This is a genomic window from Allobosea psychrotolerans, from assembly GCF_002917105.1.
GTDB lineage: Bacteria > Pseudomonadota > Alphaproteobacteria > Rhizobiales > Beijerinckiaceae > Allobosea > Allobosea psychrotolerans.
On the sequence record NZ_PQFZ01000008.1, the window covers coordinates 86,064 to 112,010 of the forward strand.

The following is a 25,947-nucleotide window of genomic DNA, read 5'->3' on the forward strand; positions in this document are numbered from 1 at the left end:
CCGAAGCGACTGCTGCTCATAATTTGCTCGTGAGTAGTTCGCTGCTTCGAAAGCGGCGCCGAATAAAATCGATGAATGTCCTGACTTTCGAAGACACCGTTATGGTCGGCGGATATAGCGCACTGACATCCAGCGGTATGGGCGAGAGCTCAGGCAGGATCGTCTGAAGCTGGCCTCCTTGGACTGCATCGGCGATGAGCCAGGTAGGGACGAGGCCTATGCCTAGCCCTTCGAGCAAGGCGGCTCGTACAGCCTCTGAACTATTCGTCGAAAAGCGCCCTTGGACACGAACACTCTTGGGGCCACCAGGCGACGTGAAATGCCATTCGGCTGCGGAGTTCAGGTATCGGTAGACAATGCATTCATGCTCGGACAACTCCTCAGCGAAGTTGGGTTCGCCCCGAGCCGAGAGATATGCTGGCGTGGCCGCCAAAACCCTCTGACTGACTCCAAGATGCCGCACTATGAGATTCATATCGGACAGGCGACCGATCCTGATCGCGACGTCGACCCGTTCTTCGACAAGGTCGACGAACCTGTCATTGATCGACAGATCAACCGAGAGTCCGGGATTCGCCTGCAGGAATTCAGGCAACAACGGCATGATATAGAGGCGGCCGAAGGCCGCGGGCGCACCAATGCGCAACGTCCCAACAGGTGAGCCGTGAAGCCGGCCGACACTCGCCTCTGCCTCGGCGAGGTCCGCGAGCAGACGCTTTGTTCGCTCGTAAAATTCCGAACCCGCCTCCGTCAAACTTAGCTTGCGCGTCGTTCGCTGGAGCAGCCGGGCGCCCAGGTGGCGCTCCAGTTCAACGATCTGCTTGCTCGCTGTCGGCTGCGAGATGCCAGATTCGCGCGCAGCAGCAGAGAAGCTGCCCGTTTCCACCACGCGAGCGAACAGGCTGAAAGATACAAAGCGATCCATGCAACGCTCATTAATTCCACGAGCGAATAAATTATATAGTTTTGCATCGCATTTCAAAACCGATCGAATTGGCGGAGTGTTCGAGTTCTCATCCTGGAGCAGTCGATGTCCCTACAAGAGCAGCTTGACGCCTATCGCGCGCAGTTCGAATCCAAGGCCCCGGCCGAGGCTCTGGCAGTCATTCACAAGGCGACATTCGACCTGGTCGCCATCGGTCAGGCCGAAAGGGCGTTAGGTGTCGGATCGAAGGCGCCGCGGTTCGAACTCAGCGGATCGTCTGGCGCAATAGTGAGATCGTCGGAGCTGCAGGCGGCGGGGCCTGTCGTGATCAGCTTTTATCGCGGTATCTGGTGCCCTTACTGCAACCTTGATCTCAAGGCATTGCAGGCTACCCTTCCAGAGATTCTTGGCACAGGAGCTTCGCTGGTTGCAATTTCGCCCCAGAGCGTGGCGAACGGTCGAAAAACTGTCGAGGATCTTGGGATCTCGTTTCCGATCTTGAGTGATCCGAACAACGCGATCGCGGATCAGTTTGGTATACGCTACCGGCTGCCCGATGAACTTGTCAGTCTCTATAAGAATTTTGGTGTCAATTTGCCAGTGATCAACGGCGAATCTTCTTGGACACTGCCGATGCCTGCGCGATTTGTGATCGATCGTAGCGGTGTCATTCGGTACGCCGAGGCTTCTGCTGACTATACAAGGCGCCCGGATCCGAACGTCTTGCTGCCAATCCTGCGCGACCTTGCAAGCCGGTCTGAATAATGAACCTTGCGCGCGCTCTCGCCGATCGGCTGGCTGCGTTTGAGCGTGGCGTGACGCAAGATCAGTCGTCTCTCTATCGGATGGTCCTTGAAGATCTTGGACGCTCCGGGCTCTTCGATGCAGCTGTAACAGCCGGGCAGCGTGCACCGTCTTTCGCACTTTTGAACCAGCACAATGAGATTGTATCGCTATCCTCATTGTTGGCTCGTGGCCCGTTGGTTGTGACCTTCTACAGGGGCGGGTGGTGTCCATACTGCAATCTCCAGTTGCTCGCATACCAGCAGGTTCTCCCCGCTATTCGGGAGCTTGGGGCGCAGCTCGTCGCGATATCGCCGCAACTGCTCGATCACAGTGAAAGGACAGCTCAAGCGGCACGGCTCGACTTCCCTGTCTTGAGCGATGTCGGAAATGTTGCCGCGGCGGCTTATGGTCTAGCCTTCGAACTTCCGTCGTCGCTTCGCGCCGAATACGAAAGCGCGGGGACGCCTGTTCAGGTGAATAATGGCGACGAAACATGGCGCCTTCCCGCGCCGGGTACTTTCGTCGTCGCGCAGTCGGGGCTCGTCGTCCTCTCATACGTCGATGCTGATTATCGCAAGCGTCTTGAGCCCACTGAGATCCTGGGCGCTCTGACCGACCTGCGCGATGAAATTCAATCGGCCGATCTAGCCGGTAAGAGCGCGTGAAAGCGCTAGGTTACGAGCATCTATAAAGGCAGATTCGAATGAACCGACGCGACTTCAATTTGGGCCTTTCTGTCGCTTTGGCTGCTTCGGCGGCAGCGCGCTCGACCTCGCCCGCAAATGCGGGAATCGGCACGTATGGTTTGGAGGCGGTGGCCTTCGACGGCTTTGCCATTCTCGACGCCAGACCCGTTTTCAAGCTGGCGGAGGTCGCCTTTCCAGGCAGAGGGGAAGCGTTGGGCGCTGAATGGCGCGGTAAGCTTTTCCAGTACACCTGGCTTCGCGCATCGGGGCAGAAATACGTAGACTTCGACGAGTGCATGCGCGAGGCTTTGATTTACGCGGCCGATGCGTTGAAGCTCGAATTGTCCGCCGGGACCCGCGACCAGTTGTTGTTCGCCTACTCAAATCTGCGGGCATTTGAAGAGTGTCGGGAAGCGCTGCTCCGACTGAAAGCGTCAGGCCACCGGTTGATCGTGCTGGCTAATCCGACGACCAGAATGCTGGAGGATGCTGTCAATCGCTCGAATCTTGATGGCATCTTCGATGACGTGATCAGCACAGGGCGTGCGCAGACCTTTAAGCCGACACCGCGTGCGTACCAATTGGGGTTGGACTCTCTTCGCCTTCCCGCGGAAAAGGTCGGCTTCGCAGCATCGGCAGGATGGGATGCTGCCGGAGCCAAATGGTTCGGCCATCGATCGTTCCTGATCAACCGCCAGTCTGCTCGTCGGGAAAGGCTGAGTGCTGAGCCTGATTGGGAGGGCCGCGACCTGACCGCGCTGGCCGACGCTATGCTAGCCTGAATTCCTATGATGGTGTGATCCAGGTCTTCAATTCGGCGCGCCCAGACCGCAGAGGGAGCGAGCGCGGACTATGACATATCCTCCGCTGCCGGAAGGTCATTGTGGCTCTCATGCCGATATGGAAGCCGGTGAGACCGGTTATTTCGAGCCGAGCGCCCTTTACTTCGAATGGTCCATAGAAGGCATGTGTCGGCCACGATCATGGGGGGGTAACATAGGTAGTAACAAGTTTGTGAGCTGAATTATAATTCGAAATTAGGGATTGCGGCATTTGATTGTGGATCAAAGTCAATATCTTAAGCGGATGCTGTAATGATTCTGAACACAAGAAGATTTTCTATATTGTTATGCGTGTTGTCTTCGTTTGCGGTCGTAATTGCCTTGATCGGAGCTTCCGCCTACCTCGTCAAAAACCTTACGACAAAACTTATCGCGGAGACACGGGACGCAGTGTGGGAGGCATCGGTCCCCGCAGAATATGTCTACATGACGGTAAGCGATCGCTGGAATGGTCATCGTCGGACAATCGCAAATCTGAACAAGGACCACCTTGCGAGTGCGACGAGCGGACGTTCGGTTGAGCAGTCCACCGGTTGGAGAGAATTGCTTAACCTGTCCGTTGATTTCCCGATCGATATCAAGGCTGCCATCGACCGCGCGAATGACAAGCTAAAAGCATTCGATGCTGCGAAGGACCGCACCGATGAGCTTGTTCGTCTCCAACAAATCCGCGACGCTGCAGAAAATCTCTATGGCTCGCAGACCGAGGCGTTGGACGCGTTCTCCGAGGAGGCGGCCAGTCTCTTGAAGACGATGGCCGCTCGCATAGGCGAAGTTAACCGCCGTATGGAGCAGACCGCTGAGATGACGTTGGCCTGGCTTGCGCAGATCGGAACAGCACTTTTGGTGCTGGTTAGCTCGATAACAATTCTGCTTCAGATTGGGATAATCAATCCAATCAGGCGCATGAACCACGTGATGCAGAGATTGGCTTCGGGCGATTACGGTGTCGATGCACCCAAGGTCAGTCGCCTGGTCGAAATTGGGCAGATGGGCGCGACGATCGGTGTCTTTCGAGCCAGCTTGGTGGAGAGGGAGAAGCTACGCCGCCAGCAGGATGAGCAACGCAACATTGTTGAAACCGAACGGCGCGAATTCCTACGTCGCCTTGCACTGGCTTTCGAGTCAAAGGTCGGAGTGATTGTGCAGTCAGTCATTGAAGCGGCTCGCGGACTGCACACCGCGGCCGATAGAATGTCTAGGGAAACCGCGTCAGCGACGGCACAGGCAGAAGCTGTTGCTGCAGCAGCTCAGGATGCCAACGCCAATGTGCGTACCGTAGCAGACGCGGCCGGATCCCTGTTTGCCTCGATGCGCGGCGTGGGCTCCCAGATTCGGACGAGTGGTGACCGCATCAGGTACACTGTCGACCAGGCTGCAAAGGCAAATATAGACATCCAGGCTCTCGATACCGCAGCATTGTCGATCGGCAGCGTGGCGGAGGTCATCAACGCATTTGCTGTGCAGACAAACTTGCTCTCCCTAAATGCAACGATCGAGGCCGCACGCGCAGGGGATGCTGGCAGAGGGTTTGGGGTGGTTGCGCAGGAGGTGAAATCCCTCGCACTAAAGACTGCGGGAGCGACCTCTCAGATTGCCGAACGCATTGCCGCAATACAATCGGCGAGCTCTGCAACGATTGAGTCAATCCACTCGATGAGCCACTCCATCGATGAAATGGCAGGTATCGCGAGTTCCGCAAGCGATGCGATTGCCCAACAAATAGAGACAACCTGCCTGATCGCGACGAACGTCAATGAAGCGGCGCTGAAAACAGCCAGCGTGACGCGCACGATTGGTGAGGCAAGCGTGGCAATCCAGACTGCTGGCAATCTGGTGGCCAGGGTGCTTGATGCGGCTCGCGACCTCAATCGAGACGGTGAGATTCTCGCTAAGGAAACTCAACAGTTCGCAGATATAATTCGAGCTGCTTGAGCTGTCGTTAGCGTTTAAAGTCATCTGGCATGACTTCTCTTCAGAAACGCTCTACTTTAGCTTAGCTAGAAACGCCTCTACTGCCAGCCAATTCTCGCTCGCACCGTAGGGATTGCTGTCGGCACGCAGGCTGCTTGAGCCATGCGTGCCTGTCTTTGGGCGATGCTGCACCCTGACGCGGGCAGGCGCAGCGTCGATAATCGCCTTCGCCTCGGCGATTTCACCCGCATCACTAGCGGTGGAGATGAAAATCGGCGCGCTGACTTTCGCTGCCGCGTTACGCACAATATTGCGCGCACTGAAATACTCGCCCGGCGAGAAGGCCAGAACGCCTGCGATTTCGGGATGCTTCGCGGCCAGCAGGAAAACGAGTGAGGCCGAATAGCTCGAACCCCAGACTATCACTTTACTGCGGCCATCGGCCTTGGCCCAATCGAGCGCTGCCTCCATATCGGGCAGCGCTTGCTCGAACCCAACATTGCCGCGAAAAGCCTTCGCTGTCCGGTTGCCACGGCCCCAGCCGGCTCCCCCAGAGCGTTGATCGAGCGCGAGTGCGGTGAATCCAAGCGCGTTCAAGCGTGGCGCGATGGTGGCGTATTCACCGGCATTCGACGAGGCCTGATGGAATAGTAATATGATCGGCTTTGTCTTGTCGGCGTCGCCGTAATAGTCGGCGTAGATCTTGACATTGTCGACGGCTGTCAGCGTCAGCACTTCGGCGGAGACGCGGCCGGCGGAGGGCAACATGAACAGTACACCAGCGAAAGCGCGAAAGGCGAGGTTCATCAGGCGGGTTCCCAGGGTGAGGCAGCCCGAAGTCTTACGTTATCCGCGACGCGCGGGGTTTCACTTTGCACTCACGTTACCGCGTTCGGTTAGTGATCCAGCCGGCTCGAAGCCGTCGCAAGACCTCCAAACTACGCGACCGCCGTGCTCAGTCGAGGCGTTGAGCTGGCGCGAGACGCATTCGACAGCCAAGGCCCAAACGATATTGGAATTGGATGCATCTCTGGCATTCGCTGGGCAGGGTGCTGCTTGGCTATGTGCTTGCGGTATTCGTGGCTGTGCCTCTTGGTTTCGCCAGCGGCCTCTTCCCACCTCGCTACAAGGCGCTCAGTCCATTCATTCAAGTCCTTCGACCGATATCCCCGCTCGCATGGATGCCTCGAGCTCCCTACACCCTAAAAAATAGTGCCGCCTCGGCAATCTTCATCATCCTTATCTCCTCGATCTGGCAGCGGCGGGCGCATCGGGCGTGCGCAGGGACTGTTTGAATGTCGCAAGGGTGCTCAGGCTCTCGCCGATCACGAACCTAACGCGGATCGTGTTTCCGGCGTCTGTTCCCATGATCATGGCGGAGATGCGCATCTCAATCGGCGTGGCATGGTTCGTGATCGTGGCCGCCGAGATGATTGGCGTTGGCGACCGATTCCGATTATGCGGATTGTCGCGCGAGATTGCTTCGGTTCTTGTAGCTCAAACAGTGTCGTCAGGCAGCCTGACGGGCCAATCGTTGACGAACGACGGAATTCGATAGCGGGCTGAATCGCTAACTCAGCAAAAGGGCTCCGAAGAACCCGATAGGCAATGAGCGCTCTCCCCGATCACCTTCCGGAGAAGCCGCGAGCCAATTCCACTGGCAAGGTCATTTGCCTGCCCGGAATCGCATGTGGAGCAATTCGGGCAGGCGATCCCTTTCAGAGCTTGGAATGGGGCAATTGCTAGTTCCGCGGAGCCTTGCGATCGAGGAATTCGCGCATCAGGCGGGTAATTTCCTCACCCTTGTCCTCAAGCGCGAAATGCCCGGAGTCCAGTAGATGAAGTTCAGCGCTGGGCAGGTCCTTCAGATAAGCTTGAGCGCCCGCCGCCGGAAAAATCTTGTCGTTCGCCCCCCAGGTGATCAGCGTTGGCGGCTGATACATGCGGAAGAAGTTGTGGAACAACGGGTATAGAGTGATGTTCGTTGCATAATCCTTGAATAGATCCAGCATGATCTCGTCTTTACCAGGCTGATCGAGTAGAGCCTGATCGTGGATCCAAGTGTCTGGAGAAATACGGGTTTGATCGGAAACGCCGTCCAAATACTGGAATTTTGTTGCTTCGAGGGTGAGACCAGCGCGCAGCGCCTCTCGGTTGGCCTTAGAGCCATCCGCCCAGTACGCCTTGATCGGATCCCAGAATGGGCTGAGGCCTGCATCATACGCATTGCCGTTCTGGACCACGAGCGCGGTCACCTTTTCCGGATGCAGCAGAGCCAATCGGTAGCCGACCGGGGCCCCATAGTCTTGAACATAGAGTGCGTAGCGCTTGGCGCCGAGCTGGGTCAGGAGCCCATCGGTAAGCTCGGCAAAGTTGGCGAAACTGTAGGAGAAGTGCCTTCGGTCAGGTACAGCGCTCTGCCCGAAGCCTGGGTAATCAGGTGCTATCACGCGGTACCGGTCAGAAAGCGCGGGGATCAGGTTCCGGAACATAAAGGACGATGTCGGAAACCCATGAAGAAGCACGACGACTGGAGCGTCGAGCGGGCCCGCCTCTCGGTAAAAGATGTCGGTGCCTTTCACATTGATGGTGCGATAGTGGGTCGCTACCGCAGAATTCACCGGCTTGGCTTGAGCTGTCTGGCTCATGGCGGGCGCATTGCCGCCGCCGGCTGCCGCGCCAACTATGGCGAGCGCCACCGCAGGATGAGCAAAGCGACGGAATAGCGGGGAACCAAACATGGTTCTATTCCTCTCGATTCAGTGGGACGAGGTTGAGATCGGGATTTGGCTGACGACAACTTGGTCAGCCATTTGACGAGCGTTTGCCAACGCGAGCGCAAATGCCGTTTCGGCGTCGGCATTGCGAAGCGTCGGCTGGAAACGGAGTTCCTCGATCGCCGTGATGCCGACCTGCCCTAGCCACCACTTGAGATAGGTCGAGTGAAAATCGCTACCGAAACTCGGGCCGACGTCAGGAGCATACACACCGCTGGTGTAGGCAAGGGTTGCCGTCTTGCCCTTGAGCAGGCCGAAATACCCGCTGGTCGGATCAAAGCCAAAAAGGATTCCAGGCTGGTGGATAATGTCGATGTAGAGTTTGAGCCTATATGGAATTCCGCCGTTCCACATCGGCACGGCGAACAGGTATTGGTCCGCCGCGGCAAAGCGCTCGGCAATTCGACTGATCTGATCCCATGCCGTCTGCTGCGAGTCATCAAGAATACCACCCTTGATGACTGTCAGTTTTGCGTTGGAACTATTGCCATCGAATTCGGGCAGATCTTCCTGCCATAGGTCGATGACGTCGATCTCGATATCCGGCCGACTTGTCCTGAGCGCCGATAGGTAAGCTTCAGCGACCGCGACCGATCGTGACGCACTGCCGCGCGGAGAGGCCTTGATGAAGAGTAGCTTTGTCATTTTGCTCCTGGGATATTATCGATAGACACCTCGGCCGGCTGCCGATGTCTCAGTTCGGAAGGCGATCTTTGATCTTCGCGAGACCGGCCTGCGCGCAGACCTCATCCTTGTCCCCGCCGGGAGCGCCACCGACTCCGATGGCGGCGACGATCTCTCCGCGTGCTTTGATTGCGACACCGCCAGCGAGGAGAATGACGTCGGGGAGGCTTGCCAGAGCAGACGCGTTAGGTGTGGTCCGGACTTTCTCGGTGAAGACGCCGAGTGCGTCGAAGCCGAAGACAGGGCCGAGCGTTGCGACGGTATAAGCCTTGCGGAAGCTAGAAGTCTTCGTGTGGACCGTGCTGTGGTCGCCCTTCACGAACGCTCTCATTTCGCCGGCAGTGTCCACAACGGCTACGGAGACTTTGTATCCGTTTGCCTCGCACGCCCTGACGCCCTCCAGCGCGGCTTCGATGGCAAGGGAAAGCGGGATGTTGTAGCCCTTCGACTGAACCTGGGCACTTGCTCCACTGGGCACCAGGCTCAAACTGGAGACGAAAGTCGATGCGATCACAGCCTGCACGAGCTTGCATGATCGAAGGTTACGCGGGGAATGTGCCGACAAGGAAGTCATGTTAAACCTTTCAAATTAAAGTTCAGTGGTTACTTGATCTAGGCAAGCCAAATCGCCCCTTTGCGGATGCACTTGGGGTCGGAAGGCAGGCTACAAGGGTTCCGCCAGCTCTGACGCAGCGGTGATCAGCCCAAATCGTGGGTAGATTGTCGTCGCAAAAGTCCGACTTCTGCTTCGAGCTCGGCTATCCGATTGTCGCGTTCGGCCAGGACTCGGGTGACATCCGCAGCATCGAACCGCTGCGGTATGTGCTGCGGGCAATTGAAATCGAAAGTCGCGACCTCAAACAGAATTACCTGTTCCGGGCGGGCCTTGTAGCCGACAGGCATAAGGGCATCGAGCAGTGCTTCGTCGCCCTCAACCACGCGCGCGCGACCCCAGATCTTGACCCGGCGACGATGAGCGTAATCGATCAGGAAAAGATAGGCCTTTGGGTTATCAGACAGATTGCCGAGCGTGATGTATTGCCGATTTCCGGAATAGTCCGCGAAACCAATGGTCGTTTCATCAAGCACTCTGAGGAACCCTGGGGGGCCGCCGCGGTGCTGGATGTATGGCTGTCCATCAAGATTGGCCGTCGCGAAAAAAATGCTCGTTTGATCTGCGATGAAGTCTGCCAAATCGGCCGTGATCTTCGTGCGCCATGAACCGCCTTCTTCTTGCTTGGCGTAGGCGCGACGAGAGCCCTTGCGCTCTTGGATAGCCTTGACGGTCGGAGAGAAGGCAATGTCGCTCGGATAGCCGACGGATCCGGTCATCGTCATCTCCCTAGAGACCAAGTTCGGACAGGCTGGGGTAGTCCGTCGGCCGCGGGCCGGATGCCCAAAGCAGCTTCCGATCTTTCTCGTCAATTGGGAGATCATTGATACTTGCCAGCCGACGCCGCATCAGGCCGGCCTCGTCGAATTCCCAGTTCTCGTTGCCGTAGCTACGGAACCAATTCCCCGCATGGTCGCACCATTCATATGCGAACCGCACAGCGATCCGGTCGTCGCCAAATGTCCACAGTTCTTTAGCGAGCCGGTACTCCAGTTCTCGCTCCCACTTGCGAGTGAGGAAGGCCTCGATCGCGGCGCGTCCGGACAGGAAGTCGGACCTGTTGCGCCAAAAGCTATCGGGGGTGTAGGCGAGCGCCACCTTCGCGGGATTCCGAGTATTCCAGGCGTCTTCCGCCATACGCACCTTTTGCGCCGCGGATTCGGCCGTGAAGGGGGGCAGTGGTGGTCGGCTCATGGACACGATCCTACCGGAACGGACAAGAAAGCCGCCGACGCCGGGCGTCGGCGGCGGGAGGGTCACGCGGCCTTGCGAGATGTCACGACCGGGAAGTCGATGGTCGTTTTGCCGACCTCGTTGATGTAGTTCGTCCAGGTGTTGAGGGCGACGTGCAGAACGATCTCGACGGTCTGGGCATCGTCGTAACCTGCAGACTTCAACGACTGAACGTCGGCATCATCGACATGACCGCGCGCCAGCGCGACCTTGGCAGCGAAGCGCACCGCGACATCGGCCTTTGGATCGTTTGACGTCCCGCGGCGGTTGGCAGCGATCTCGGCGTCGTCCAGCTTTGCGACGTTTTTCCCGAGAAAGGTATGGGCCGAGAGGCAGTAGTCGCAGCCGTTGACCTCGGCGATGGCAAGCGCGATCCGCTCGCGGGTGGCCGCTGGCAATGTGCCCTTTTCGAGGGCCGCCGACAGGCCCAGATAGCCTTCGAGCGCTGCAGGGCTATTGGAGACCAGGCGGAAAAGGTTCGGCGTAACGCCGAGCTTCTTATGCACCGCCTCAAGCATTGGGCGCGACGCGGCCGGTGCTGCTTCAATCGTCGCGGGTGTCTGGATGCGAGACATGTTCGATGCCTTCCTTGGGGAGAGGCCAGATTGACCTCGTGTCCGATGTCTATGTCTGTTTCGAAAAGTGGGATAGATACGCCAACTGAGAACAAGCCTCTCAGAAGATGGAATGAAAGATGGATCGTCTCGATGCGATGTCGCTGCTGTTAGAAGTCATCGATTCAGGGAGTTTCTCTGCGGCGGGTCGCCGATTGGGGATGCCGTTAGCAACAGTGAGCCGACGGATCTCCGACTTGGAGCGGCACCTTCAGACACGGCTCTTAACGAGAACGAGCCGCAAGGTGGCGCTGACTGAAGCGGGACGCTCGTATGTCGTTGCCTGCCGAAGGATCTTGGAGAGCGTTGATGAGGCCGAGCGCGCCGCCGCCGGTGAGTACGCCACTCCGAAGGGAGAGTTGATACTGACTGCTCCGATCGTCTTCGGTCGTCTGCATGTTCTGCCCGTCGTTACGCAGTTCCTTTCTGCATATCCCGATATCAATATCCGCATCATATTCGCCGATCGCTTGGTTGACCTGGTCGATGACCATGTCGACATCGCTGTCAGGATCGGGGCCTTGCCGGATAGCAATCTGATCGCGAGGTCTATCGGCGTTATCAGAACTATTGCCTGTGCGAGCCCTGGCTATCTTGACGTACGTGGCCGGCCAACTGTACCTGCGGAGCTTACGCAGCATGAGACCATCGCGTTCGAGGGGGCGCTCTCAGCCCGCGACTGGGGGTTCCAGAACTCTGAAACGCATGTCGTCGTGAGCCTGTCCCCCCGCCTGATCGTCAATACCGCCGAGGCTGCTGTCGATGCCGCGATCGCGGGCGCCGGCGTCACTCGCGTGTTGTCGTATCAAGTTGCTGATGCCGTCCGAGCGGGAAAGCTCGAAATCATCCTGAGACCGTTTGAACCTGCGCCTTGGCCCGTGAACCTCGTTCACGCCAGTCAAGGACTGGTGCCACAGAAACTACGGGCGTTTATGGATTTCGCAGCGCCACGGTTGCGCGCCCGTTTGGATGCAATGGGCTAGATGCTGGCGATGAACAGGGCGTCTGACTTGGATTGGGGCGGGCCAGGAGGATGTATGGAGCGATTGGCGGGAAAGTGGCTGTTAAGCCGCCACATCTCGCCTGGCGGACGCATGGAAGGATTTGCAGAGTTCGCTCGGACAGAGGGTGGCGTCTGGCTCCGCTATCATGAGCAGGGTGAACTGGTCCTTGATAGCGGTCGAAGACTGCGCGCAACTCGATCTTTCTTATTTCGGGCGCTGAATGATGGCTTCAGCGTTCACTTCGACGATGAGCGGGCGAGCCTATTTCAAGAAGTTTACATGACGCAGGTCGAAGCCCTTTTGATAGGGGAAGCCAACCATCAATGCCTCGAGGATAGGTACTCAAGCGTCTACGAGTTTAGCCAGGGCGGGACCTTTTCGATCCTGCACACTGTTCGCGGGCCCCGCAAAGACTACACCTCAAGAACGAGCTTCCGGCGAGCCTGAGAATAGCGCAGGGTCAAAACCCGGAACCAAAACGCGCCCATGCTGATGATGGCTCGCAGCATGCAAACGCCGCCCCAACCGGCGTGCGCGTAGACGAGGGTTGAGGCGATTGAACCTGCTGCGCTGCCAATGGAGTAGAGGGGCATGTAGCATCCCACGATGCGGCTGCGCGCCTCCTCGTGAAGCGTAAAGATCATATTTCGCTGGTGACGTGAACGGCCTGGATCGCGAGGTCAAGCATAACCATGCCAGCCAGTAGGAGCCAGATTGAGCTACCCAAAAGGGAGACGGGAATCCACGACGCGGTTAGAAGTGCGAGAGCCAATCCGGTCGTCGTTTGGCCGAGCCCGCGGTCCGTCAGGCCTCCGGCTCGACCTGCCGCAAGAGCTCCGGCAACGCCGGCGAGGCCGAACATTCCAATCTCGGTATGAGAAAAGGAAAAGGATGGCGCTGCCAGTGGAAGGACGTGCGGTGTCCAAAGCACATTCAGGGCGGCGAAGGTGAGACAGGCCAGGACGGCCCGTGCGCGTAAGAGCGGCTCGTCGCGGACAAGCACGAACATCGAGCGCGTCAACGCGCCATATGAGCCGGAGCTGGCTTGGGGTGTCCCTGCCGGCATTGCTCTATACAGGAGGCGAGCCAACGTCAGTGTCGAAATAGCTGCAGCAAGATAGACCAATCGCCAGCCCCGAAATCAGCAAGCAGGCCGGCGATGAACCTTGCCACTAGGATCCCAATAACGACTCCGCTGGTAACTAAACCGACGACGTGGCCTCGCTCATGGGGGGGGCAACGACGCTGTGCACGCGACAAATGCTTGATTGGCAACAGTAAGAATTTCAATCTCCACCATTCCCGTCAGCATAACGGGTTCAGAAGAGGCAATTCCGGCAATCATTAGCGCGAACTCTGACAATAATATTTGCCATACTACGAGGCGATGTCGATCAATAAGGTCGTCTGGCGGTACAATGAGCAATATCCCCAAACCGTAATCGACCTGGGTCATCGTGACGACATTCCGATACGTGCCTGATCGCCCGGTGGATCTCTGGCGATCCCAGCGAGGAGGGGGGCGAAATAAATGTTCGCGACACTTGCCCCACACGCGATCGCAAACATCAAAGTTATTGCTCGCGACATTCTGCCGACCGGGTCCTTGGCCGTCAGAGCTGTTTGCTCCCTGACTTGAATGGCGTCTGTTCGCGAGCTGATCGTGGCTCACAGAACCTTGATGACGTGAGCCTGCCGCACCTCTTGCTGTCCATAAATATGCGTGTCACACGCACATAAAGAAGAGCCGGGCCGCGGCCACACACTTTTCCGTGAATTGGCCAGGCCATTTGAAGCGAGTCAGAAGCCGATGACGCAGATCAACGCAGACTTTAGCGCGCGTGCGGTATCGCACGCCGGGGAAACGCCGTGGGTTCCGGCGCCCGCGCCCGGCGTAGAGCGGCGGATGCTCGATCGCGTCGGCGATGAAGTCGCACGTGCAACGTCGCTTGTGCGCTTCGCGCCCGGCAGCGCTTTTCCTTCGCACATACATAACGGAGGTGAGGAATTCCTGGTTCTGGAGGGAGTGTTTCAGGACGAACAGGGAGATTTCCCGGCAGGTAGCTATGTTCGCAATCCGCCACTTTCTTCTCACACGCCAAGTGCATCCGAAGGCGCGGTTCTGTTCGTGAAGCTCTGGCAATTTGATGCAGCGGATCGGGCGTCAGTGTGGATCAATACGAACCGGTGCGAACAGGACAACGCCCCCGGACGGCAAGACGTCTCCGTTATTCCCCTCCATCTAGACGAGCGAGAGGAAGTTCGCATCGAAGTCTGGAAGCCAGGGGCCAAGGTGTCGATTGAGAAGCACAAAGGCCTAGAAATTCTAGTTCTCGAAGGTGGGTTCCAGGAGGGTGGAGAACTGTTTGCGCGGCACTCGTGGCTAAGGCTGCCGCCTTCGCAGGACCTGCGGGCTGTGGCTGGTTTGGAGGGCACTCGCGTGTGGATGAAGCTGGGGCACCTCTCCGTCGCGCCTATTGGGCCTTCGGCTTAAGGAGTAGAGATCGTGACATCTACGAAACGTCTTGCGATCGTTGCTGGCGCTGGTCCTGGGCTGGGCGATGCCCTCCTAACGCGGTTTGCACAGGGGGGATATCACGCGGTTGGCTACAGCCACCGTGAACAGGCCAGCGATCCGTCAATAGAAATGAGGAATCTTGACCTCACCGACTCCGATGAAGTGCGGGCGGTGACACAAGAATTGACGGATCGGCATGGCCCCCCCGCTATCGTGGTGCACAATCCCGCCCGGCTTTTTATAGGGCCTCTTCTCGAAACGCCGATCGCGCAGTTCGAGGAGGCGTGGCGTTCAATGGCACTGTCAGCGGCGATACTGGCCCACAATACCATGCCGGCCATGGTTCAGGCTGGTGGGGGCGCGTTCATCGTGTCCGGTGCTACGGCGAGCCTGAGAGGAGGAGCGAAATTCTCCGCATTCGCTTCCGCAAAATTCGCACTTCGTGGCCTGACACAATCTCTTGCAAGAGAGTTCCAGTCTTCCGGGATCCACGTTGCGCACGTTATTCTTGACGGCATCATCGATAGCGCTGCGAGCCGAGTACTGCATGGGCGTGACCCGGCCAAGATGATGAAGCCTGCTGATATCGCAGAAACATATTGGCAATTAGCTCATCAGCCCAGTTCGGTGTGGACGTATGAACTGGATCTGCGGCCCATGGATGAGGTCTTCTAAATTTGTGTTTCCGCCTCATCCTCTGGCATGATATTTTTCGCCCGGATGCATTACAATAGTTCAGGCAATCGCTGAAGCTCTAACGATTCAAGATCTGAGACTGCGGCGTAGCTGACACCGCTGCGTGTCCACTTGAGAATATTGTACCCGCTGCGCGTGCTGAGCGATGGGGCAACATCCGATACGTCACCAGCCGTCCAAGCGAAGACATTGATGACGTGCAGCCGCCGCTTGTAAACCAGCGCTCCGACGCGCCTTCCGGCGATCGTATCGAGTCGACCTCCCAGCAACGGATAGCCTTGTGCCGCGAGATCGCGCACTTCCGGCGAGAAATCGACCTTCCCTGCAAACCACGGCTTCACCGTGTGGGCATCGGAGGAGGCGACTTGGATCGGGCTATCCTGCAGCAGCGAGCGCAGATGCGCGGAGAGCAAATCTTGCGTCAGCAGGCTGTCTCGCGTCGATCCTGTCAGGATCCACCATGTCGTTAGCGATGACAGCAAGCACGCGATCAATAGCGCGGCTGCCTGTTTAAGCAGCTCGGTTTTGATCCCGCGCCGATAAGCGCGTGCATCTGGAGGAAGCCTATCTGGCGCGGCCCGTTCGTAGATATCGATGTCGCCTGGGCGATCCGGCGTCTGGGCCAACGTTCGCCGAAGTCGCTGTGAGAGCCCTACAGGCACAGGTTCTCGTCCAAGCCCGGAGACCATGCTGCTCGTCTCACGCAAGTCGGCAGCTAGAGCGGCACAGTCGGTGCAGCCGATTATATGCTGCGTCAGTGCTTCGTGCTCGGAGTCCGGAAGTTCTCCATCAATATAAGCGCTCAGGAGATGTGAGTGTTGATCACACGACATGAGAACGGTCCTTCCCGATTTTGCGGGCGAGTGTCTGGCGCAGCAACATGCGACCGCGCGATAGGCGTGACATCACGGTTCCGACCACAGTCCCGGTGATCTCTGCGATCTCACGATAACCAAGCCCTTCAATTTCGCGTAGTACGACGACCTCCCGGAAGGCCGCGGGCAGCTTTGCCAGGGCAAGGCGCACCAGATCGCGGTCCACCTCAGCCATCATGACGTCTTCCGCCGAAGGCTCGTCGGTGGCGATGTCGAGATGCGACCCGCCTTCGTGATCATGCCCGGAAAGAGCAGCATCGAGTGAGATCACGTTTGCGGCGCGTTGCCGCGAATTCAGCATGCGGTAGGCAGTATTGCGCACAATTGCAAAAAGCCACGGTCGGAACTCCTCGCCGCGAAAGCTGTCAAAGGCGCGGAATGCGCGCAGAAATGCTTCCTGCACCGCGTCCTCCGCATCCACTCGCGAGCGAAGCAACCAGTAAGCGAGGTTAAAAGCCGCTTCCTGATGCGGCAGCGCCAACTGCTCAAAACGTGATGGCGGTTGCATGATCCCTTGAAGGCTCGCGGTTGGGGGCGCCTGAACGGTAGCCGCTCTTCCCAATGATCCCGATCACATGTGTTTTATTCCCGCGATCTTTTCCGTGATCAGAGACGACAGGCGGGAATAAATCGCGCCGGCCCCGGCTCTTGGACTGTGCGACGCCACTGCGGCGCTCGCCATGAATACTCCGGGAGTTGCTCGATGACCCACGTTTCACGCCGCGATGCGCTCGTCGCGGGTTCGCTCGCCGCCGCCTTTGGATTGGCGAATCCGCTACACTTGGTGACGTTTGCGCAGGCGCAGACCATTCCCGATCCAGCCATCGGCTTTCACCGCTACAAGGTTGGCTCGATTGAAGTTACGGCGCTTTATGATGGCATATGGGAAAAGCCTCACGAGGCTGCGTTTATCAAGAATGCCTCCATCGAGGAGACCAAGGAGGCGCTCGCCAAGGCCGGCCAGACCACGGCATTCGTCCCAATTCCGCTGACTGTCGTCGTGCTCAAGATCGGTGAGCGCTATGTCATGGTCGATTCCGGATCCGGGGCCGGGCAATGGCAGCCAACGGCGACCAAACTTGCCAGCAACATGGCGGCCGCCGGGATTGATCCCGCCAAGATCAGCACGATCCTGATCTCGCATTTCCACCCCGACCATATCTTTGGACTAATGAATCGCGGCACGAACGCCCCGGTGTTTCCGCAGGCCGAGATCGTCGTCACCGCCACCGAATACAAATGGTGGACCGAACCCGGGCGCGTCGAGAAGCTGCCCGATGCTCGCAAGCCGCTCGGCCAGCGCATCAATGCGGTATTCCCCGGTTGGAAGAACTTCAGACTCGTTGAAGGTGAGCCCGAGGTTGCGCCCGGCGTCAGGCTGGTCAAGGCGCCCGGCCACACGCCTGGACACGCAGCCTTCCATGTCAGCTCCGGCAACGACCAGTTGATGATTTCCAACGATGTCGCCTACGTACCTGCTCTGCTGGCGCCGCATCCGGACTGGCAGGGCAGCTACGACCAGGACAGCGCCACGGCCGTCGAGACGCGCCACAAGCTGATCGACCGCGTCATCGCGGAGAAGATGGCGATCTGCGGGGCGCATTTCCCGTTCCCCGGCATGGGGGTCTTCGCCAAGGACGGCGCGGGCTACACCTTCGCCCCCGCCAAGGCCTGATCAACGCGGGTCGTGTTCGAACGCGGCCCGCGTATCCCCTTTTCCAACCCTGGAGACTGTCATGATCCGTAAACTCGCATTCGCAGCCTTCGCGGGCGCTCTCGCCGCCTCGACTGCTGCATTCGCCGTCGACACCACCCCGACCAAGGGCGCGCCAGACCTGACTGCCGTCAGGTCCGCGATCAAGGCCAAGGCGTTCACAGTCGCGATCAAGGAACTCAGCGGTATGATCGACGCCGGTGTTCAGCATGCTGACGTCTACAATCTGCTCGGGTTCTCCTTGCGCAAGAGCGGCGAACAGAAGGCGGCAATGACCTATTACGCCAAGGCACTCGACTTCGATGCCAGCCATAAGGGCGCGCTTGAATATCAAGGCGAGCTTTATGTCGAGATCGGCGAAATCGCCAAGGCACGTGCCAATCTCGCCTCTCTTGAGAAGCTCTGTCCGACTGGCTGTGAAGAGCGTGAAGACCTGGAGAAGGCTCTCGCGACTGTCCCGAAAACAAACTGAACCGGCCTAAAAGGAGCCGGCATCCGCCGGCTCCTATCTGAAGTGTCGAGGACCATGAACATGACGACATCGACAGTCGCAGACGTTGCAGCCTTGGTTGGGCGACTGCTGCTTGCCCTGCTGTTCCTGCATGAGGGCTGGATCAAGCTCAACCATGCCGAAATATCGATGGCCTATATGAGAAGCTTCGGCGTGCCGGCATGGCTCTTCTTGCCCGCGTTGGGGGTTGAAATTGGAGGGGGGCTTCTGCTGGTGGCAGGCTGGGGTAGCCGCTATGCTGCGCTCGTTCTAGCCATCTTCTGCATTTCAACCGCAGCGATTTTCCACACAGTATTCACTGACGGTAACCAACTTCTACATTTCGAGAAGGATTTGGCTATCGCAGGAGGGCTGCTCGTCCTGTTTGCGGCGGGACCAGGCCGTTTCTCCATAGGGGCTAGTGAATCTCTCCGTCTTTCGGCTTCGCCTCAGATCTAAGGCAGAAACCCATTTCTGGGAGCGGCGCACGAAACTCGAAGTTTTTGCCGCAGTGAGGGAAACCGCGCAGATTACACCTTGAGAACTGCCCCGTTTCGAGGGAGCAGCCCCTCCATGAAAGCAGAAGGGCGTCGGCTGCTTTCATGGAGGATTGTACTTGAACATGAAGACGATCAGGCGGTCTCGCCGACGGCCTGCAGGTAAAGGTCGAGGATGGCCTCCTCCTCGGCGCGTTCATTGGCGTCGCGCTTGCGGATGGCGATCACCTTGCGCAGGACCTTGACGTCGTAGCCATTGCCCTTGGCCTCGGCATAGACCTCCTTGATATCGTCGGAGATGGTCTTCTTCTCTTCCTCGAGGCGCTCGATGCGCTCGACGATGCTCTTGAGCTGGTCGCCAGCAACCGGATCTTCCATCTGCATATCCTTAAGCGGTGGGGAAATTTGGCCGGAGGGTTCGCACCGCGCGGGGGCCGGCGTCAAGCGCGAAGCGCCACTTCGCGCGGGATGCTCAACAGCCGCGATGTCTCAGCCGGCGCGCAATGAGGCAAGACATCCGGGCAGGATCGCGGCCAGTCGCTCCCCCCAGTCGCGTGCGGTAGCGTCGCTGGCGATCAGATCCTGGCGCAGCTCGATCAGCGTCTCGTGCAGGCCCCGGCGCGTGGCGTGGCGGTCGATCGTGTCGCCGGGCAAGCCGCCGCGATAGGGTTCGTTGTCGCCGACCACGAGGTCGCCCTCGCGCTGCAGCGCGGCGATCAACAGCTGCGACAATGCGCCTTCACCGTCCCAGAGCACGCCGATATGCCAGGGCCGAACTGCTGCCTTCCAGAATGGCGTGAAGGAGTGCAGCGAGACGATCGCGGGTGGATGGCCGGCGGCGAGCGCCGCCTCGATGGCTGTATCGATCGCCGTGTCATAAGGCTCGTAGTACCGCGCCACGCGCTCAGCGATGCCGGCTTGATCGATATGGCGGTTGCCGGGCACGATCGCACCGTCGGAGAGACGCATCACCAGCGTCGGGTCGTCGAGGCCGCGATTGGGGTCGATCAGCAGGCGCGAGAAATTGCTCAGCACGGCTGGCGCATCGAGCGCCCGCGCCATGGCGCGCGTCATCGCGGCTGCGCCGATATCGTAGGCGATATGACGTTCGAGCTGGGCCGGCGGCAGGCCCAGCGATGCCAGCTCGGGCGGGATCGCGTTGGTGGCGTGGTCGCAGATCAGCAGGATGCCGCTGGCGAGATCGCCTGGAATGACCTCGACCTCGCCGGGTGCGCGAGGCTCCTCCGGCTTCAGCGCCGTGGCCGGTTGGGTCTCGGCCGGATCGATCCGCATGCGTCCCTCAAAAAGTATGATTATACGGGGAAAAGCCTGATGACGTTCGCCCGGCCGCGACTTAAAAGAATCAGCAACGAAAGTCGATGAAATCGACATGAAAGTTCGGGCGGAAGGCAGGGCGGCGGTGCAGGCGAGACGTGACGATACGGCAGGCTCTCGCGCAACCGCCCGTGCGATCTTCGATGCCGCCGTTGCGCGCGCGCATCCCGACGGCTGCCTGCCGGCGCATCTGCCGGTGCCTCCGGCTTCTGGCCGCCTGATCCTGCTCGCCGCGGGCAAGGCGGCGGGCAGCATGACGGCGCTGGCCGAGGCCCATTATCTCGATTCAGGCTTTCCGCAGGACCGGCTCGCCGGCCATGCCGTCGCGCGCCATGGCTATGAGACGGCGACCCGCCATATCCCGATGGTCGCGGCCGGCCATCCCGTGCCCGATCAGGGCAGCGTCGACAGCGCAGCGAAGGCGCTGGCGCTGGCGGCCTCCGCCACCGCCGACGATCTCGTGCTCGTGCTGCTCTCGGGTGGCGGTTCCGCGAACTGGGTCGCACCGGCCGGCAGCCTGACGCTGGCCGAGAAGCAGGCGGTGAACAAGGCACTGCTGCGCTCGGGCGCGCCGATCGGCGAGATGAACATCGTCCGCAAGCGGCTTTCGCGGATCAAGGGCGGCAGGCTGGCGCTTGCTGCTGCTCCGGCGCGCTTGCTGACGCTCGCGGTCTCCGACGTGCCCGGCGATGAGCCGACCGCCATCGCCTCCGGGCCGACCGTGCCCGACCCGACCACGATGGCGCAGGCCCGCGCCATCGTCGCGCATTACAAGCTCGATCTGCCGCCTGCCGCGCGCGCGCTTCTCGACGACGACGCCAGCGAGACGCCCAAGCCCGGTCATCCCGCCTTCGCCAACAGCGAATTCCGTATCATCGCCCGCCCGGCTGATGCGCTCGCGGCGGCGCGGGAGGCCGCGGAGGCTGCGGGCTATGCGGTGCATGATCTTGGCGCCGATCTCGAAGGAGAGGCGCGCGATGTCGCCGTCGCCCATGCGGCGCTTGCGCGCAAATTGAAGGCGCTGGGCAAGCGCACCGCCATCCTGTCCGGCGGTGAATTGACGGTGACGCTGCGCGGGCAGGGCCGGGGCGGGCCGAATCAGGAATATGCGCTGGCGCTCGCCATCGCGCTTGCGGGCGAGCCGGGCATCGTCGCGCTCTCCGGCGATACCGACGGCACCGACGGCGGTGGCGGCGAGGCGACCGATCCGGCCGGCGCGGTGATCGATCCCACGACTTTGACGCGCGCTGCCGCGCTCGGCCTCGTTCCTGCCCAATCGCTCGCCGACAACGATTCGACGGGTTTCTTCGAGCCGCTCGGCGATCTGCTGCGGACGGGGCCGACCTTGACCAATGTGAATGATTGCCGCGTGATCCTGATAGACCCTTGAGATGACCCGCATCAGCCCGACGACCTTGCGTTCATGCCTGTTGGCGGCCTGCCTCCTGGCCGGGGCTTCGCCCGCCTTCGCCGATCTGCGCATGTGCAACACCACAGGCAGCCGCGTCGGCGTCGCGATCGGTTATCGCGACGCGCAAGGCTGGACCACGGAGGGCTGGTGGAACCTCAGCCCGCGCGGCTGCGAGACGCTGCTGCGCGGCACCTTGGCGGCGCGTTTCTACTATGTGCATGCGGTCGATTACGACAAGGGCGGCGAGTGGACGGGAAAATCCGTCATGTGCACGCGCAACAAGGAGTTCACGATCCGTGGCATCGAGGATTGCCTGGCGCGCGGTTTCGACCGCGCCGGCTTCTTCGAGGTCGATACGGGCGAGCAGAAAAGCTGGACGATCCAGCTCACCGACACCACCGGCAATGCGCCGCAACGCCCCTGAGGGATTGAAGAAGAATGAAGCGGGAACGCCGGATCAAGATCATCGCCACGCTGGGGCCTGCCTCCGCGACCGAAGAGATGTGCGCAAAGCTGTTCGAGGCGGGCGTCGATGTCTTCCGCATCAATATGAGCCACACGCAGCGTGAGACCCTGCCCGAGAAGATCGCGATGCTGCGCTCGCTGGAGACGAAGTTCCGTCGCCCGGTCGGGATTCTCGCCGATCTGCAGGGGCCGAAGCTGCGCGTCGGCCAGTTCGGCGGCGATGGCGGCGTGATGCTGGAGAAGGGCGCAAAGTTCACGCTCGATTCCGATCCGGCGCCCGGCACGCTCAAGCGGGTGCATCTGCCCCATCCCGAAATCCTGACCGCGCTGGAGCCCGGCCACAACCTCATCCTCGACGACGGCAAGATCCGGCTCGTGGTCGAGAAGGCGACGCCGACCCAGGCCGTGACCCGGGTCACGGTGGCCGGCCGCCTGTCCTCGCGCAAGGGCGTCAGCCTGCCCGATACGACGATCCCGGTCTCGGCGATGACGGATAAGGACCGTTCGGACGCGGAAGCCGCGGCCGCCGCCGGCGTCGACTGGATTGCGCTCTCCTTCGTGCAGCGGCCTGAGGATATGGCCGATCTGCGCAAGATCGTGCAGGGCAGGGCGCTGGCGCTCGCCAAGATCGAGAAGCCCCAGGCGCTGCTGCGTCTGGAGGAGATCATCGAGGCGTCCGACGCGATCATGGTGGCGCGCGGCGATCTCGGCGTCGAGATGCCGCTGGAGAAGGTGCCGGGCACGCAGAAGCGCATCGTCAGGATGGCGCGGCGCAAGGGCAAGCCGGTCGTCGTCGCCACGCAGATGCTGGAGAGCATGATCACCGCCCCGGTTCCGACGCGGGCCGAGGTTTCGGACGTGGCCACGGCCGTGTTCGAGGGCGCCGATGCGGTGATGCTCTCGGCCGAGAGCGCGGCCGGGCAATATCCGGTCGAGGCGGTGACCATGATGAACCGCATCGCCGAGGAGGTCGAAAGCGAGGCGGTCTACCGCACCATCCTGGAATCGCAGCGGGCCGAGCCCGAGGCGACAGGCGCCGACGCCATCGCCAAGGCTGCCCATGAGATCGCCGACACGCTGAACCTCAAGGCCGTCTGCGCCTGGACCTCGTCGGGCTCGACGGCGATGCGGCTCGCGCGCGAGCGGCCGAATTCGACGGTGATCGCCTTGACCCCAAACCGCGCCACGGCGCGCCGCCTGACCCTCGTCTGGGGCGTGCATGCGGTTATAACCAAGGACGCCAGCGACATCGACGACATGGCCTCGCGCGCCTGCAAATTCGCGGTGCGCGAGAAGTTCGCCAAGCTCGGCGACCGCATCATCGTGGTGGCGGGCGTGCCCTTCGGCACGCCGGGCGCCACCAATATGGTGCGCATCGCCTTCGTGGCGAAGGAGCATGTCGAGCAGGCCTGAGGGCGATGTCACTGCGTGCGCGTTGTGGCACGCAGTGACGCTGCGCGGACACGGGACCGGCTATTCAGTCTGGACGCTTCTCATCAGCGCGATCCCGCATCTGCGTCGCAGCACACTGCGTGCCGCAACGCGTGCGGGAGGACACGGTGCCTCAGTTCAGCGCCAGTCCCGATCGGGGGCCGACCATCTGGTCGATCGCCTCGACGACGATCTCGGGCGCGGCGTGGTGAGGCATATGGCCGATGCCTGGCAGCAGGATGAGCCGGCCCTGCGGCGCCTCGCGCGCGATCGCGGCGGAGTGGAGCGTGGGCGACACGATGGCGTCGCTGTCGCCGGTGATCGCCGCCACCGGGACCTTCAGTTCGCGATAGCGTGGGGCTTGCGCCGTGACGAAATCATTGGTCGCGGCAATGTCCTGCGAATTGGCCTGGAAGTCCGCCGGCCGCAGCAGCAATCTGATCTCAGCCGTATCGAGATAGCCGGGCGTCACCGCACGCGGTGCGAAGACGCTGCTCGCACCCTCCTCAAGCAAGAGATCCGCGGCGGGCAAGGCGACGAGCCTGGTGAAGACCGGGCCGGTGAAGAGCCATGTGGCGAGGTGATGATACCAGGCGATGCCGCCGGGCCAGGGATGGGTGACGCCGCCGAGCAGGACGAGACCCTTCAAGCGCTCCGGCCGGTCGAGCGCGATGCGGGTCGAGAGCGCGCCGGCGAGCGAATGCGCCACCAGCACGAAGCGCTCGGGCGCGATCTGGTCGAGCGCCTGCATGATCGCCGTCGCCTGGCGTGCGGGATCGGCCATCGCCGCGCCTTCCAGCCTGTCGCTCCAGCCATGGCCCGGTCGGTCGAGCGCGATGACGCGGTAATGGCCGAGTTCGGGTCCGAGCGTCGCCAGCAGGTCGGCATGGTTCGAGGAGGCGCCGTGGACCAGCACGACCGTGCCATGGCTTTCGCCGGAGGGCTGGAGTTCGCGGTAATGCAGCCGGCCACCCGGGAGGAGGGTGATGAAGCTGCCTTTGGGCGGGTAGAGCCGGGCGACCTCGGCGCCGAGCCATTCGGTCCGCAGGATCAGGCCGGAAGCGAGGAGAAGGGCGAGGGTGATGAGGGCGCGGATCAGCATGCTTCGCTTACGCCGCCGCGCCGGTTTCGGTTTCGCCAGAGCCGTTTCCGATCCAATGGGATCGTTCAACAGCTCCAGCTTTTTGCTTTAGCGCGTTTTCTTCACACGAACCGGTGTCCACTTCGCTCGAGAACGCTCTTGAGCATTGCGCGAAAAAGTGGATACCGATCATTCGCATGAGCAAGGCTCTGAATTTTTGGAATCGACACGTCGTATTCGGACGCAGCCGTCCGAATACGACGTGATCCAGGGATCAAGGTGAGTGCTTCAGGCGTCGCGTCCGTCGACTTCGCTCGCCAGCGATTCGACTGCGCTCTTGATCGCCTCCAATTGTGGATAGATCGCGAGCGCGCGGCGATAGGCCACCATGGCGTGCTTGTCGTCGCCCTGCTGCCGCAGGATCGAGCCGAGGCCGATCATCGCGCCATAATGGCGCGGCTCGCGCTTCAAGGTCTCGCCGATGTCGAGCATCGAGCGAATCGGGTCGCCGGCGATGAAGAGCGCATTGGCGCGCTGGTTCCAGGCCTCGGCCCAGTCGGGCTCCAGGCTGATGACGCGGTCGAGCAGTTCGATCGCGAGTTCGGTCTGCTTGTCGCGCAGCGCCGTCTGGGCGCGCGTCATCAGAAGATCGGCGGTGTCGGAGCCCGAGCGCGCCCAGCGGCGCTGGATCAGATTGGCGATGCCCTTGGCTTCCTCAGGCGATTTGGCAGCCGCCAGGCGCTCGAACAGGCGGTCGAGCGTGGCCGCCGGTGTCCTTGGCGGGGCAGGTGTGGGGGCAACCGGATTATCGTCCCTGTCGGCGGGCGGGACGAAGCCGGGGCGCGGAGGCGGGCTTTCCTGAGCGCGCAATGGGGCGGCCGCGAAGGGGATGGCTGCGGCCAGCGCCAGCGCGAAAGCGACCGGAAGCATGCGCGAATTGTTCATGCGCTGCAGTGTAATGGAGCTGCTGCGTGCGTCAATTCACGGAGAGGCGAGTAGGCCACGACGTCAGGACTTGGCCACGACGCAAAAAGGCGGGACGCGCCCAAGGGCGCCCCGCCATGCAGTCCCACCGGAGCGAGAGTCGCGCGACGAAGCCGCCGCGCGCCAAATCTCAGCCCTGGCGCGCCTTGAAGCGCTTCTGGACCTTGTTGATGATGTAGACGCGGCCCTTGCGGCGCACGAGCTGGTTGTCGCGATGGCGCGCGCGCAGCGACTTCAGCGAATTGCGGATCTTCATGGTCTCAACTCCGTCGATCTGCCATTGCGGGCAAACCGGTCAAAAACTAAGCCTTCCGACGCGAACCGGAGACCGGCCCACATCGACCACGCGAATGGTGCGGCTGATGCGATGCC

General features: G+C 60.6%; 31 protein-coding genes and 1 pseudogene. 15 read left to right on the forward strand and 17 right to left on the reverse strand.

Going from position 1 to position 25,947, the window contains the following annotated elements; translation table 11 throughout:
- Positions 1-16: 16 nt before the first annotated feature.
- The gene (locus CYD53_RS15200; RefSeq protein ID WP_103718941.1) at positions 17-925 is read right to left on the reverse strand and encodes a LysR family transcriptional regulator; all 909 of its coding nucleotides are present in this window, start codon (positions 923-925) and stop codon (positions 17-19) included.
- A 105-nt stretch (positions 926-1,030) separates the two neighbouring features.
- Here CYD53_RS15200 and CYD53_RS15205 point away from each other — a divergent pair, with 105 nt between their 5' ends.
- The 4 genes from CYD53_RS15205 (at position 1,031) to CYD53_RS15220 (ending at position 5,174) form a co-directional block, all read left to right on the forward strand.
- Complete coding sequence (locus CYD53_RS15205) at positions 1,031-1,690, forward strand: peroxiredoxin-like family protein (RefSeq protein ID WP_103718942.1); 660 nt, start codon at positions 1,031-1,033, stop codon at positions 1,688-1,690.
- Positions 1,690-2,376, forward strand: coding sequence for a peroxiredoxin-like family protein (locus CYD53_RS15210; protein WP_103718943.1), 687 nt, complete (start codon positions 1,690-1,692; stop codon positions 2,374-2,376). Before CYD53_RS15205 ends, CYD53_RS15210 begins: the two co-directional genes overlap by 1 nt.
- Positions 2,377-2,414: 38 nt before the next feature.
- Positions 2,415-3,179 (forward strand): haloacid dehalogenase type II, encoded by a 765-nt coding sequence (locus tag CYD53_RS15215; protein ID WP_103718944.1) that lies wholly within the window; start codon positions 2,415-2,417, stop codon positions 3,177-3,179.
- A gap of 312 nt (positions 3,180-3,491) precedes the next feature.
- Complete coding sequence (locus CYD53_RS15220) at positions 3,492-5,174, forward strand: methyl-accepting chemotaxis protein (RefSeq protein ID WP_103718945.1); 1,683 nt, start codon at positions 3,492-3,494, stop codon at positions 5,172-5,174.
- A 51-nt stretch (positions 5,175-5,225) separates the two neighbouring features.
- Here the strand turns inward: CYD53_RS15220 and CYD53_RS15225 are convergent, their stop codons facing one another.
- Positions 5,226-5,960 (reverse strand): alpha/beta hydrolase, encoded by a 735-nt coding sequence (locus CYD53_RS15225; protein WP_210202348.1) that lies wholly within the window; start codon positions 5,958-5,960, stop codon positions 5,226-5,228.
- Between the two features lie 445 nt (positions 5,961-6,405).
- On the opposite strand from CYD53_RS15225, the gene CYD53_RS31020 reads away from it, so the two are divergent.
- Complete coding sequence (locus CYD53_RS31020; protein ID WP_103718946.1) at positions 6,406-6,711, forward strand: ABC transporter permease subunit; 306 nt, start codon at positions 6,406-6,408, stop codon at positions 6,709-6,711.
- 184 nt (positions 6,712-6,895) lie between these two features.
- On the opposite strand, the gene CYD53_RS15235 is transcribed toward CYD53_RS31020, so the two are convergent.
- From CYD53_RS15235 to CYD53_RS15260, 6 genes are all read right to left on the reverse strand, one after another.
- Entirely contained in the window at positions 6,896-7,894 is a 999-nt protein-coding gene (locus CYD53_RS15235) for an alpha/beta fold hydrolase (protein ID WP_425428306.1), read from the reverse strand.
- An 18-nt stretch (positions 7,895-7,912) separates the two neighbouring features.
- A complete protein-coding gene (locus tag CYD53_RS15240; protein ID WP_103718947.1) occupies positions 7,913-8,575 on the reverse strand; it encodes an FMN-dependent NADH-azoreductase in 663 nt (220 codons plus the stop codon).
- A gap of 49 nt (positions 8,576-8,624) precedes the next feature.
- Positions 8,625-9,137, reverse strand: a complete 513-nt coding sequence (locus CYD53_RS15245; RefSeq protein WP_245928253.1) for a GlcG/HbpS family heme-binding protein — start codon at positions 9,135-9,137, stop codon at positions 8,625-8,627.
- Between the two features lie 176 nt (positions 9,138-9,313).
- A complete protein-coding gene (locus CYD53_RS15250; RefSeq protein ID WP_103719078.1) occupies positions 9,314-9,946 on the reverse strand; it encodes a pyridoxamine 5'-phosphate oxidase family protein in 633 nt (210 codons plus the stop codon).
- Positions 9,947-9,956: 10 nt separating this feature from the next.
- Entirely contained in the window at positions 9,957-10,421 is a 465-nt protein-coding gene (locus tag CYD53_RS15255; RefSeq protein WP_181011883.1) for a nuclear transport factor 2 family protein, read from the reverse strand.
- A gap of 62 nt (positions 10,422-10,483) precedes the next feature.
- Positions 10,484-11,035 carry a carboxymuconolactone decarboxylase family protein gene (locus CYD53_RS15260; protein WP_103718949.1) on the reverse strand — a complete coding sequence of 184 codons (552 nt, stop codon included), beginning with the start codon at positions 11,033-11,035 and terminating at the stop codon, positions 10,484-10,486.
- Positions 11,036-11,154: 119 nt separating this feature from the next.
- On the opposite strand from CYD53_RS15260, the gene CYD53_RS15265 reads away from it, so the two are divergent.
- A complete protein-coding gene (locus CYD53_RS15265; RefSeq protein WP_103718950.1) occupies positions 11,155-12,057 on the forward strand; it encodes a LysR family transcriptional regulator in 903 nt (300 codons plus the stop codon).
- A 54-nt stretch (positions 12,058-12,111) separates the two neighbouring features.
- Positions 12,112-12,525, forward strand: coding sequence for a DUF6314 family protein (locus tag CYD53_RS31025; RefSeq protein WP_425428307.1), 414 nt, complete (start codon positions 12,112-12,114; stop codon positions 12,523-12,525).
- A gap of 778 nt (positions 12,526-13,303) precedes the next feature.
- On the opposite strand, the gene CYD53_RS30525 is transcribed toward CYD53_RS31025, so the two are convergent.
- Positions 13,304-13,534: a hypothetical protein gene (locus CYD53_RS30525; protein WP_210202350.1), complete on the reverse strand. Its 231-nt coding sequence runs from the start codon at positions 13,532-13,534 to the stop codon at positions 13,304-13,306.
- Positions 13,535-13,888: 354 nt separating this feature from the next.
- Between CYD53_RS30525 and CYD53_RS15280 the strand changes: the two genes are divergently transcribed.
- Entirely contained in the window at positions 13,889-14,572 is a 684-nt protein-coding gene (locus tag CYD53_RS15280; RefSeq protein WP_103718952.1) for a cupin domain-containing protein, read from the forward strand.
- Between the two features lie 12 nt (positions 14,573-14,584).
- Entirely contained in the window at positions 14,585-15,271 is a 687-nt protein-coding gene (locus CYD53_RS15285; RefSeq protein ID WP_103718953.1) for an SDR family NAD(P)-dependent oxidoreductase, read from the forward strand.
- Positions 15,272-15,321: 50 nt separating this feature from the next.
- Here the strand turns inward: CYD53_RS15285 and CYD53_RS15290 are convergent, their stop codons facing one another.
- The 3 genes and pseudogenes from CYD53_RS15290 to CYD53_RS15295 all read right to left on the reverse strand — a co-directional run bounded on the left by CYD53_RS15290 (position 15,322) and on the right by CYD53_RS15295 (position 16,675).
- On the reverse strand, positions 15,322-15,918 hold the full coding sequence (locus tag CYD53_RS15290; protein ID WP_245928254.1) for an anti-sigma factor family protein: 597 nt from the start codon (positions 15,916-15,918) through the stop codon (positions 15,322-15,324).
- 144 nt (positions 15,919-16,062) lie between these two features.
- Positions 16,063-16,125, reverse strand: a pseudogene (locus CYD53_RS31030) (hypothetical protein); the annotation flags it as partial.
- Positions 16,115-16,675 carry a sigma-70 family RNA polymerase sigma factor gene (locus tag CYD53_RS15295; protein WP_103718955.1) on the reverse strand — a complete coding sequence of 187 codons (561 nt, stop codon included), beginning with the start codon at positions 16,673-16,675 and terminating at the stop codon, positions 16,115-16,117. The gene CYD53_RS15295 and the pseudogene CYD53_RS31030, both read right to left, overlap by 11 nt.
- A 195-nt stretch (positions 16,676-16,870) precedes the next feature.
- On the opposite strand from CYD53_RS15295, the gene CYD53_RS15300 reads away from it, so the two are divergent.
- The 3 genes from CYD53_RS15300 (at position 16,871) to CYD53_RS15310 (ending at position 18,830) form a co-directional block, all read left to right on the forward strand.
- The gene (locus CYD53_RS15300; RefSeq protein WP_103718956.1) at positions 16,871-17,842 is read left to right on the forward strand and encodes an MBL fold metallo-hydrolase; all 972 of its coding nucleotides are present in this window, start codon (positions 16,871-16,873) and stop codon (positions 17,840-17,842) included.
- Positions 17,843-17,903: 61 nt separating this feature from the next.
- A complete protein-coding gene (locus CYD53_RS15305; RefSeq protein ID WP_103718957.1) occupies positions 17,904-18,353 on the forward strand; it encodes a tetratricopeptide repeat protein in 450 nt (149 codons plus the stop codon).
- A 60-nt stretch (positions 18,354-18,413) separates the two neighbouring features.
- Complete coding sequence (locus CYD53_RS15310) at positions 18,414-18,830, forward strand: DoxX family protein (protein ID WP_181011884.1); 417 nt, start codon at positions 18,414-18,416, stop codon at positions 18,828-18,830.
- Between the two features lie 173 nt (positions 18,831-19,003).
- On the opposite strand, the gene CYD53_RS15315 is transcribed toward CYD53_RS15310, so the two are convergent.
- Positions 19,004-19,246 carry a DUF2312 domain-containing protein gene (locus CYD53_RS15315; RefSeq protein ID WP_103718959.1) on the reverse strand — a complete coding sequence of 81 codons (243 nt, stop codon included), beginning with the start codon at positions 19,244-19,246 and terminating at the stop codon, positions 19,004-19,006.
- A 111-nt stretch (positions 19,247-19,357) separates the two neighbouring features.
- Complete coding sequence (locus CYD53_RS15320) at positions 19,358-20,161, reverse strand: N-formylglutamate amidohydrolase (protein WP_103718960.1); 804 nt, start codon at positions 20,159-20,161, stop codon at positions 19,358-19,360.
- 97 nt (positions 20,162-20,258) lie between these two features.
- Here CYD53_RS15320 and CYD53_RS15325 point away from each other — a divergent pair, with 97 nt between their 5' ends.
- From CYD53_RS15325 to pyk, 3 genes are read left to right on the forward strand one after another with little or no spacing between them, the layout of a single operon-like run.
- Positions 20,259-21,593, forward strand: coding sequence for a glycerate kinase type-2 family protein (locus tag CYD53_RS15325; RefSeq protein ID WP_103718961.1), 1,335 nt, complete (start codon positions 20,259-20,261; stop codon positions 21,591-21,593).
- Between the two features lies 1 nt (position 21,594).
- A complete protein-coding gene (locus tag CYD53_RS15330) occupies positions 21,595-22,038 on the forward strand; it encodes a DUF1036 domain-containing protein (protein WP_103718962.1) in 444 nt (147 codons plus the stop codon).
- Between the two features lie 14 nt (positions 22,039-22,052).
- Positions 22,053-23,492 (forward strand): pyruvate kinase, encoded by a 1,440-nt coding sequence (gene pyk, locus CYD53_RS15335; RefSeq protein WP_103718963.1) that lies wholly within the window; start codon positions 22,053-22,055, stop codon positions 23,490-23,492.
- Positions 23,493-23,643: 151 nt separating this feature from the next.
- Here pyk and CYD53_RS15340 read toward each other — a convergent pair whose 3' ends face one another.
- The 3 genes from CYD53_RS15340 to ykgO all read right to left on the reverse strand — a co-directional run bounded on the left by CYD53_RS15340 (position 23,644) and on the right by ykgO (position 25,831).
- Positions 23,644-24,612 carry an alpha/beta fold hydrolase gene (locus CYD53_RS15340; RefSeq protein ID WP_103718964.1) on the reverse strand — a complete coding sequence of 323 codons (969 nt, stop codon included), beginning with the start codon at positions 24,610-24,612 and terminating at the stop codon, positions 23,644-23,646.
- 267 nt (positions 24,613-24,879) lie between these two features.
- The gene (locus tag CYD53_RS15345) at positions 24,880-25,521 is read right to left on the reverse strand and encodes a tetratricopeptide repeat protein (RefSeq protein ID WP_181011885.1); all 642 of its coding nucleotides are present in this window, start codon (positions 25,519-25,521) and stop codon (positions 24,880-24,882) included.
- A gap of 184 nt (positions 25,522-25,705) precedes the next feature.
- A complete protein-coding gene (gene ykgO / locus CYD53_RS15350; protein WP_038363015.1) occupies positions 25,706-25,831 on the reverse strand; it encodes a type B 50S ribosomal protein L36 in 126 nt (41 codons plus the stop codon).
- Positions 25,832-25,947: the final 116 nt, after the last annotated feature.

Coding starts and splice junctions, on each gene's coding strand:
- CYD53_RS30525 (WP_210202350.1), bottom strand. CDS start 13,534: ATGACCCAGGTCGATTACGGTTTGGGGATATTGCTCATTGTACCGCCA.
- CYD53_RS15205 (WP_103718942.1), top strand. CDS start 1,031: ATGTCCCTACAAGAGCAGCTTGACGCCTATCGCGCGCAGTTCGAATCC.
- CYD53_RS15265 (WP_103718950.1), top strand. CDS start 11,155: ATGGATCGTCTCGATGCGATGTCGCTGCTGTTAGAAGTCATCGATTCA.
- CYD53_RS15330 (WP_103718962.1), top strand. CDS start 21,595: ATGACCCGCATCAGCCCGACGACCTTGCGTTCATGCCTGTTGGCGGCC.
- CYD53_RS15215 (WP_103718944.1), top strand. CDS start 2,415: ATGAACCGACGCGACTTCAATTTGGGCCTTTCTGTCGCTTTGGCTGCT.
- CYD53_RS31025 (WP_425428307.1), top strand. CDS start 12,112: ATGGAGCGATTGGCGGGAAAGTGGCTGTTAAGCCGCCACATCTCGCCT.
- CYD53_RS15340 (WP_103718964.1), bottom strand. CDS start 24,612: ATGCTGATCCGCGCCCTCATCACCCTCGCCCTTCTCCTCGCTTCCGGC.
- CYD53_RS15200 (WP_103718941.1), bottom strand. CDS start 925: ATGGATCGCTTTGTATCTTTCAGCCTGTTCGCTCGCGTGGTGGAAACG.
- CYD53_RS15255 (WP_181011883.1), bottom strand. CDS start 10,421: ATGAGCCGACCACCACTGCCCCCCTTCACGGCCGAATCCGCGGCGCAA.
- CYD53_RS15320 (WP_103718960.1), bottom strand. CDS start 20,161: ATGCGGATCGATCCGGCCGAGACCCAACCGGCCACGGCGCTGAAGCCG.
- CYD53_RS15220 (WP_103718945.1), top strand. CDS start 3,492: ATGATTCTGAACACAAGAAGATTTTCTATATTGTTATGCGTGTTGTCT.
- CYD53_RS15260 (WP_103718949.1), bottom strand. CDS start 11,035: ATGTCTCGCATCCAGACACCCGCGACGATTGAAGCAGCACCGGCCGCG.
- CYD53_RS15295 (WP_103718955.1), bottom strand. CDS start 16,675: ATGCAACCGCCATCACGTTTTGAGCAGTTGGCGCTGCCGCATCAGGAA.
- CYD53_RS15240 (WP_103718947.1), bottom strand. CDS start 8,575: ATGACAAAGCTACTCTTCATCAAGGCCTCTCCGCGCGGCAGTGCGTCA.
- CYD53_RS15325 (WP_103718961.1), top strand. CDS start 20,259: ATGAAAGTTCGGGCGGAAGGCAGGGCGGCGGTGCAGGCGAGACGTGAC.
- pyk (WP_103718963.1), top strand. CDS start 22,053: ATGAAGCGGGAACGCCGGATCAAGATCATCGCCACGCTGGGGCCTGCC.
- ykgO (WP_038363015.1), bottom strand. CDS start 25,831: ATGAAGATCCGCAATTCGCTGAAGTCGCTGCGCGCGCGCCATCGCGAC.
- CYD53_RS15225 (WP_210202348.1), bottom strand. CDS start 5,960: ATGAACCTCGCCTTTCGCGCTTTCGCTGGTGTACTGTTCATGTTGCCC.
- CYD53_RS15280 (WP_103718952.1), top strand. CDS start 13,889: ATGACGCAGATCAACGCAGACTTTAGCGCGCGTGCGGTATCGCACGCC.
- CYD53_RS15315 (WP_103718959.1), bottom strand. CDS start 19,246: ATGGAAGATCCGGTTGCTGGCGACCAGCTCAAGAGCATCGTCGAGCGC.
- CYD53_RS15345 (WP_181011885.1), bottom strand. CDS start 25,521: ATGCTTCCGGTCGCTTTCGCGCTGGCGCTGGCCGCAGCCATCCCCTTC.
- CYD53_RS15250 (WP_103719078.1), bottom strand. CDS start 9,946: ATGACCGGATCCGTCGGCTATCCGAGCGACATTGCCTTCTCTCCGACC.
- CYD53_RS15305 (WP_103718957.1), top strand. CDS start 17,904: ATGATCCGTAAACTCGCATTCGCAGCCTTCGCGGGCGCTCTCGCCGCC.
- CYD53_RS15300 (WP_103718956.1), top strand. CDS start 16,871: ATGACCCACGTTTCACGCCGCGATGCGCTCGTCGCGGGTTCGCTCGCC.
- CYD53_RS15310 (WP_181011884.1), top strand. CDS start 18,414: ATGACGACATCGACAGTCGCAGACGTTGCAGCCTTGGTTGGGCGACTG.
- CYD53_RS15235 (WP_425428306.1), bottom strand. CDS start 7,894: ATGTTTGGTTCCCCGCTATTCCGTCGCTTTGCTCATCCTGCGGTGGCG.
- CYD53_RS15210 (WP_103718943.1), top strand. CDS start 1,690: ATGAACCTTGCGCGCGCTCTCGCCGATCGGCTGGCTGCGTTTGAGCGT.